This window comes from Orientia chuto str. Dubai (assembly GCF_000964595.1).
GTDB lineage: Bacteria > Pseudomonadota > Alphaproteobacteria > Rickettsiales > Rickettsiaceae > Orientia > Orientia mediorientalis.
Genome location: NZ_LANP01000033.1, coordinates 1 through 8,248 on the forward strand (window position 1 = coordinate 1; position 8,248 = coordinate 8,248).

General features: G+C 30.7%; 3 protein-coding genes and 2 pseudogenes. All 5 read left to right on the forward strand.

Features of this window, described 5'->3' with window-relative positions; translation table 11 throughout:
* The first annotated feature begins 166 nt into the window (after nucleotides 1-166).
* On the forward strand, nucleotides 167-496 hold the full coding sequence (locus OCHUTO_RS04405) for a hypothetical protein (protein ID WP_045797586.1): 330 nt from the start codon (nucleotides 167-169) through the stop codon (nucleotides 494-496).
* Nucleotides 463-713, forward strand: a pseudogene (locus tag OCHUTO_RS05540) (hypothetical protein). The gene OCHUTO_RS04405 and the pseudogene OCHUTO_RS05540 overlap by 34 nt, the downstream one beginning before the upstream one ends.
* 695 nt (nucleotides 714-1,408) lie before the next feature.
* Complete coding sequence (locus OCHUTO_RS04415) at nucleotides 1,409-1,672, forward strand: integrase arm-type DNA-binding domain-containing protein (protein ID WP_045797587.1); 264 nt, start codon at nucleotides 1,409-1,411, stop codon at nucleotides 1,670-1,672.
* A 57-nt stretch (nucleotides 1,673-1,729) separates the two neighbouring features.
* A pseudogene (locus tag OCHUTO_RS04420) lies at nucleotides 1,730-2,181 on the forward strand (conjugal transfer protein TraD).
* Between the two features lie 188 nt (nucleotides 2,182-2,369).
* On the forward strand, nucleotides 2,370-8,248 hold a 5,879-nt coding region (locus OCHUTO_RS04425; RefSeq protein ID WP_045797588.1), incomplete at its 3' end, for a helicase-related protein.

An 8,248-nucleotide genomic window follows, 5' to 3' on the forward strand; every position in this document is an offset into this window, starting at 1 on the left:
GATTATCACTTAACACTTAACGCTGCAATAAGGGTTTGAGGTACAAAAAAGGTATATAAAGTTGGTATACTCATCATATGTTCGTAAAAAAAATAAAAAATTTTAAAAAAATTTAAAATAATTTTTTAAAAAATTTCTGCTATAGCTGAAATCTAGGAGATGATTTATGAAATCTATAGTTAGAACATGTGCAATAAATAGTTACGGAATTGACAAAAACTATGATGGTTATGGTGGGAATAATGACACAATTTTTTATCGTTTTATTGGAAATTTTATTCCCTCAGAATGGAGAAAGTTAACCGGAGATAATGGAAAAACCTTAAGTAAAACCTCTAAACAACTCTTATCATTGATAGTATATAGGCTACAGATCTATTACAATAAAGATATAGAGGAATTACAGGAGAATTATTACTTTTATGAAGAGTCATTAGGACTTCAGCACAGAAGGGTTAGGCAATGCTTAGTAGAGTTAAGAGATGGTGGAGTGTAGTACTAGCTGGGGGAATTCCGGGAATAGTATTATTAAATAGCAGTCATATTAAACTAGGCTTATTGTCTATAGTTACAGGTGCTATATTATGTTATAGCTTTAAGAAATTTAAAAAGGTTTCAGAATATTTTTGTTAAAGAGTTTTTTAGTAGCCAAAGGTCTATTACCAAAACCAATAAGTTATTTAGGATTGCTAAATAAAAAAGTTGGTAAATAGTGAATCATCTCTTTAAGCAAAATGCTGTACAAGAGTTAGTAAGATATAATAAGGTCTTGCTGGTAATTACTGTATTACTGCAGTATCCAATATAATTGCAATAATGACTGCAATTACAAGAAGAAAAATGGTTATTGATTGATAGAGCCTAATCGTAAAATGTGGTATCGTCAAATAGCTTCATGAGACTTATTTAAAGGAATGGGGCTGTAATGAAGGGATTATTCCTCCAGATGAGGTGGAAAGGCAGATAGCAGATATGAAAGTTGTATCTAGTGATACTGAAGTGCTAAATAAGTTTTTTCAGAATCATGTACAGTTTGTAAAAGGTTCAAATGTGTCTTCAGTCTTTTTTCCAAAGAAGATTGAGATAGAAAAAGTGGAGTATCACTTAACACTTTTTTTATTAAAAACTATAGACTGCAAAAAGAAGTACAGAAAAGTTAATTTTTCTTAACTTGCAAACTTCGTAAAATCTGCTATTAGCGTATGTGTTAATTAATTTTAGTTAATATTCAACCTTAACTATAACTGTATAAGAATTGTTTGTCAATATTGCTAACAGGTTTAAAAAAATCACAAGTAATATTACATCGCAAACTTTAAATTAGAAATTTAATTTTCAATTTAACAACTAAAATTTAGAATTTATAAACTCTAAATCTTAAATTAAGGACTTATAATATTAGTGTCATATGGAGGAAGTATTTTATTTAGCAAAAAGTCTTAGAGGAGTTACAAGAAGAATAAAGATAGGGGCATCTCCAGATTTATCGATAGGTTATGCAAGGCAAGAGGCAAGAAGATTAAAGACATTAATAGCAAAAGGAATAAATCCAAATGAAGAGAAACGTAAACAATATATGGAAGACAAAAAGCAGCGTATATTAAATAGAGAAGAGAGAAAAGCTAGTGGGCTAACGTTCGTACATAATAAATATATCAATGAATTTTGGTAAGTTCGGTATGATTTTCTTTACTGTATTTTGATATATTTCTGTGCTGTCTAATTTTTTATGAATTTTATTATGCAGCAGAAACTTAGTCTTCAGCAAAAAAAAGCTAAAATTATAATGGAAGAGCTTAATCTAAAAGAGCGTAGAATGCGTACTCGTCGTCTTATAGAAATTTTGGTGGTTTAGCTGTTAAAGCTAGATCATTTACCTACTAACAGTCTATTTGGGGCTTTTGTTTATTTAAAGGATACTTTAACACAACATCCAACTGTTCAAGATCATTGGACTAAAATTGGTAAGAATATTTTTGATAAGGAGCAAAAAAACAAAGCCACCGTGATTTTAAAATTTTTCTCTGAACCAGATGAAAATACTAAGCACCACATTAGAATGCATGGCTTAAACTGCTATCGTAATGAATGGATCGTAATGAATGGAATGGCTATGTGTCAAGGAACTCCTTAAAGCACAGCATACTACATCTTCAATATGAGCTTGAGCTGGTATCTTAGATTTTTACGGCATTTATAAATCAAGGAGACATTAGATAATTAATTTAATAGTTGATAATATTTTCAAAAAAGTGTTACAGTTAATTAATAACAATCAAATAATTATTAAGGGTATTACTAGTTATTTAGTAATAAAGAGAATGGCAAGATATTCAGTATATAATCTAATAGTACGCTAGAGGTAGAATATGGATACTGATGATGGCATGCTATCATTAGATTACTCAAGTAATGAATCAAGCTTGCAAGAGAGTATTAATTCTCAGGATTTAAGTTTAAATGAGGTAATAGAGGAAATCCTCAATCGTAATTCTGGAAAAATTCATGATTTAGCAACTACTTTAAAAAATAAGTTTCAAAGAGTAGAAGAAGCTTATAATAACGATTCAGTAATATGTCCTCAAGGCAAAAATATTAACTCTTGGAGTAAAAATAATATTACCAACTGGGCAAAAGATGTAAGAGAATCTAAGTTACTAACTCAAGACTTATTAGAAGAAGCTATTGCAGTAGTAAAGAAAGCAAACATACATCATTGTAATAATATACCAAGAATCACACAAATTTTATCAATTTTAATATTTGAATCATTACATAATGAAGGAACATTATTACAAATAAGTACTGGAGAAGGAAAGTCCACAACTTGTGCAATGCTAGCAGCTATCAAAGCATTACAGGGAAATAAAGTTGATATCGTTACTACTTCTGAAGTTTTAGCACAAAGAGATGCAAATGAGCAAGAGGGATTTTTTAGAATACTAGATCTAAGTTGTGGTTCTAATGTTGAGGAGCCATTAAATTTTGGTGCAAAAGAAAAGGTATGCTACTCAAAGGATATAGTATATGGACCGATACAAGAGTTTCAGTTTGACTGGTTAAGGCATGAACATAAGAAACATGGCACACGAGGAAATCGCAAATGTGAAGTAGTAATTGTAGATGAAGTAGATAGCATGCTAATTGACGAGCTTGGCCAAGTAGCAAGATTAGCTCGATCTATGCCTGGAATAGAGCATGTAGCACCTGTATTATGCGGAGTAGCAAATGAATTATCTCAGTTAAATAAGAAAATAGTAAAGCAAGGCGATGAAATAATATATATAAATGGAGAATTTAAATATGAAGATGGAGAACTAATTTTAGGAAAAGATAGCAGTAAACATTATATAAGTGATGGCTACGCTTTCATTATTGGAGTTTTAAAGGACCTTGTTAAGGAAATGGTTACAGGAGATAAACTACAAATACCTGATTTCTTAAAAAGTTATATTTCATATAAAGCAGAAGTTATAGCATATTCAGCACTTCAAGCTCAGTCTCTCAAAGAGAATGAAAATTATATAATTGCTAAGAAAGAGAATGGTAACTTAGGCATTATTCCAGTTGATTATACAAATACAGGGGTAATAAGATCCAATTTGTATTGGGATAATTATTTACATCAGTTTCTGCAGATAAAACATGGTTTAAAATTAACATCAGAAAGTATAGTAGCAAGTTTTATATCTAATTTAGGATATTTCAAACATTATGGACAAAAAATATATGGCATGACAGGCACGATTGGATCTGACTCAGCTCAAGAACTAATACGTTCTGTATATGGAGTAAATATCGGATTTATGCCAACTTATAGACCAAAACAATTTGAAGAAATTTGCGGAGACATACAAAACTATGAAACTACATGGTGTAGTAGAATAACAAGTAGCATATTCGATGAAGTTGAAAAAGGAAGAGCAGTATTAGTTATTTGTGAAACAATAAAAGATGCAATAGAGATGCGTGACCGTTTTATTTCAGTTACTGATTATGATTCAAACAAAGTAAGATTATATTCTCGAAGTGATAATGATGAGTATTTGGCAATAAAAAATGAAGTAAATTCAGGAGATGTAATAGTAGCAACAAATTTAGCAGGACGTGGAACAGATATTAAGACAAGTAAAGAGGTTGAAAAGAATGGAGGTTTGCATGTAATAGTTACCTTTTTACCAGAAAATTTAAGAGTAGAAGAACAAGCATTTGGGAGAACTGCAAGACAAGGGGCAAAAGGTACAGCACAACTAATACTATCTGAACCGCATGTGTATCAAAAATTAGATGTAAAATCATATTCATATAATAGCATACATGAAATTAAAGCATTAAGGGACTATAAAGAGTATATCAAAATGCAAGAGACAAAATTATATGAGGTGGAGAGAATAAAATTACAAGATTTATTATTTGAGGAGTATTTAAAGATTGAGAGCAAGGCACGTGATGAAATACCAGTCGATCAATATCAAAGTAAACAATGGCAAATTCAACAATTAGAAGATAGATGGGGAATAGAGTTAACTAAACTATGGAATTTAGTATATAAAAATTCTATAGCACAAAAAGGCCTACAGAATATAACATCTAAGTTTGGATTTATAGTGCCTAAGGAATATGTATCAGGATTAAACAGTCTGTACAAAGCTGTTAATATACAATTGGGTAAAACTATTACTGATGAACATCTGCAATTGTTGACGATAGGTTATTTTTTAGACAATGAAAAAAGGGATGATTTTGATAAACTTGCTCAAGAATTTACAGATCAGGTTGCATTAAGGATTTTATCGCTTATTAACACTACAAACATAGTCTTGATGAGAAGTGATAAAGAGAAGCCAGAAGTTTATAGAGTGAAAGAAGCAAAAGGCACCATTTTCATAGGACTAGAAGCTTCTAATGAAATGTATGCAGATGAATATAAACCTTTAATTAAGGCATTTGCAGCTACTGAAGATATTAAAGAATATTTAAATCAAGAATTAGAAGAGGAAAGTACATATGTGCCAGAAAACATTTTTCAAAGGCAAGATGTGATGATACTATTAGATAGTATTATAAAACTAAAAGCAAAAGAAGCTAAAAATTGTAATAAAGCTAAGAAAGAGGTAGCGCTTAATTTTTTTGGAGAGTTTTTTGAGCGAGATATAAAGAAAAATACTATGAGAAACCCTAACTATTTAGTTAGGGAAGCAATAATAAGTGCACATATTGCAAATGACTATGATAAGTCATTAATGTTGCTTGATGAGGCATGTAATATGGAGCCACAATATTCATTATCAGCCTATTATAACAAAGCATACTTAGTAATTAAAAATCATGAATGTAGTTATAAAGCAGAAGCTGCAAAGTGCTTATCATTAGCACAAGAACACACAGCTCAACTAAGATATTGCTTCACAAAAGAAGCAGTGCAGAATCAACTAGCATTGGCTCAAGCACAATTAGCCAAAATGCGCAATTTTGACCAAAGTGATTATAAAAAGGAAGCAATAAACTGCTTATCACTGGCTCAAGAACAAATAGATCAAGTATTAATTCCCAACCTAGAATTTATGTACCTAATGATGCTAGGTGATCAGCAAACTGAGTTATTACAACAAATAATCAACAAGATAGAAATGCTTAGAGTAATGAGAGATCATATAGAGCAGACAAAAGGTAAGATACTTGATTGTAAAAAAAATGTAGATATAAAAAGCTTAACTCAACTAGAGGAAGTATTTAGCAAAAATGAAAATTTAAAAGATAAAAATTTAAAACTAGAGATTGGAGAGTTAATAGATGCAGGCATAGGTTGGTTTTTTGATGTTGAAGATGTACAAGAGAAAGAAAATAGATGGTTTGGTACAGTTTTTACCTTTGTTGCTGGAATGGTGCAAATAGGCATAGGAATTGCATGTGCTGTATATTTTTGTAATATTGAACTTGGTGCTCAGCTAATTGTAGAAGGAGCAAAAGATTTATATAAATCAATACAGATAGCATCAGGTAAATTAAAGTTCAACATGGAAGAGTATATTAGTGAAAAAGCCACTACTGTAGCAGTATTTATGACTATTACAGGAGTACAAATAGCACTAAGAAGAATAGCAGGAACTGTTGCTGCTAAGATGCTAAACTCAGCAGTTACTAAAGAAGCTATTGGTACAGCAAGAGAACTATTAAAAGAAACATGTATTGAAGTTGGAAAAATAACAACAAAAGCACTGGTTAATACAGGAATAAATTATTTAATAGATCAAGGAGCAGAAAAGGTTATCGAAGGCACATTTAAAAATGATTTTCAAGAAAAAGTAGTGAATGCCCTTAAGGTATGTTTAGATGATGCAACTACCTCAGTACTGTTCAAGGAGTTATTAATACTGGATAGACTAAACTATAACACGAATAATTATAAAAGAATATTAGAATGTATATCAAGTTTAATTCAAGATAATAGTAATATACTTAGGGAGATGATAAATGCAGGAATAAATACAGCGCTTTCTCAATCTCAACATCATATTATTACTATTATAGGGGTTGCAACTAAATTCGCAGATTCAGTACATGTATGGTTCGAAATAGATAAAATAATCAATGATATTTCAAAGACATTAAGTCATAAAATAAAATCGCTACATAGTACACAAAATACAAACTTAATATCTGTTTATGAAATTAAGCTAGGCCAAATGCTAGAACTAATGATACCAGGACTATCAGTAGTAGCAAGACATGTCGTAAATATCTTACAAAATTCAGGAGCTTTATGGAGTGGTAATTTAAGCCAAGCAAGTTTTAATATACAAAGAGCTATGGTACTGAATTATGGGAAATGCAGCGGTTTCAATCTCGAGTTCTATAAACAAAACTATATAATAAGAGCGCTAGAGGAGCTTGAACAAGCAATTAATGCAGATTATAGTGGTGTAAAATCAGCATTAATAGAAAATTGTAATGAATATATAACCAACAACATATTATATAAAGTAAGAACAGAGGTATTTGGGCATGTAACACATGCAACATCGCAAAAACTGTCAAATTATGTATTTGATAGCTTATCAAAAATAAAACAAGAACTGAATAAGAAGAAAGAAGAAAGAATTAGAACAGCTGCTGTTGCGCAACTTATTATCAAAGATACAATAAATATAAATGATAACATTGCTTTATTTGAGAAAAATCACAAAGATTTTATTAACAGAGTTGCAGCTCAGATTTTAGCAGCAGAGGCTTCTGCAAATGATAACTTTGCTACACCAGATAGTAAATTACTAGCGACATGGGCGAAAAATCAGGAAGATTTGTTTAACAAACTTATAGCAAAGATTTTAGTAGCAGATCCTTCTGCAAATGATAACTTTGCTAATAATAAACAACAGTTAGCAACTTGGAAAGGGCATGAAATCACTGTCAACAAAGAAGAAAAGTGGACCTTAATAGGATTATACAACATAGGACAGGAATATGTTGTAAAAAGATATTGTGATAAAAAAGCTGGAATAGATATAATAGCTCAAAACTACGTAAGCAGTTTTGGAGATAGAATAAACCAAATACCATTAGAATTACTGTTGAGTCCGAATATTGGGGCAATTTTCTTTGAGGTATCAGGACAATATTTTATATACTCAACTGAGACATTAAATCAAATAATAGCTCAATATTTTCCAAAAACAAGAGCAGCTATTGGAACAGCTGTAAGCTTAGCTCAAGATGCAGTAGTCTTATCAGCAAAAGCAATATGGGAACAACTTCCAGAAGTGGTTAAATCAACATTTAAAAACCCTATCATTGCTATTTATGAGGAATCAAAAACAGTATATCAAAGATTAACTAAAGACTTACTGGAAGGTCAAAAGGCTCTGTTAAATGCTGCTTTAGCAACTATAGCAGTAGAAGTAGTTGCTGGAGTAGCAATAGGAACAAAAGCAGCTCTAAACGAAGCTAATAACATAGTAAAAAGCACTGTATCAGGAAATAAGATAGTTCCTAGTACACAAAAATTACTGTCAGTAGAAAAACCTTTAATACCTTTAATAAAAGAAGAGCTTAGTCATTCAAAATTACTATCAGCAGCTAAAGAAGATGGTGTTACTGAAGCTTTTATATTTAAAACAGATAATAAACTTGTTTCCCTCTTAAATGTTGAATCAAAAGATTTTGGTAAAACGATAGCTAATGTAAATATTCCTAATGAAAAAATATGTTTAGCAGACTTGAACATCTTGAAGCAACAGTTTGGAGATAA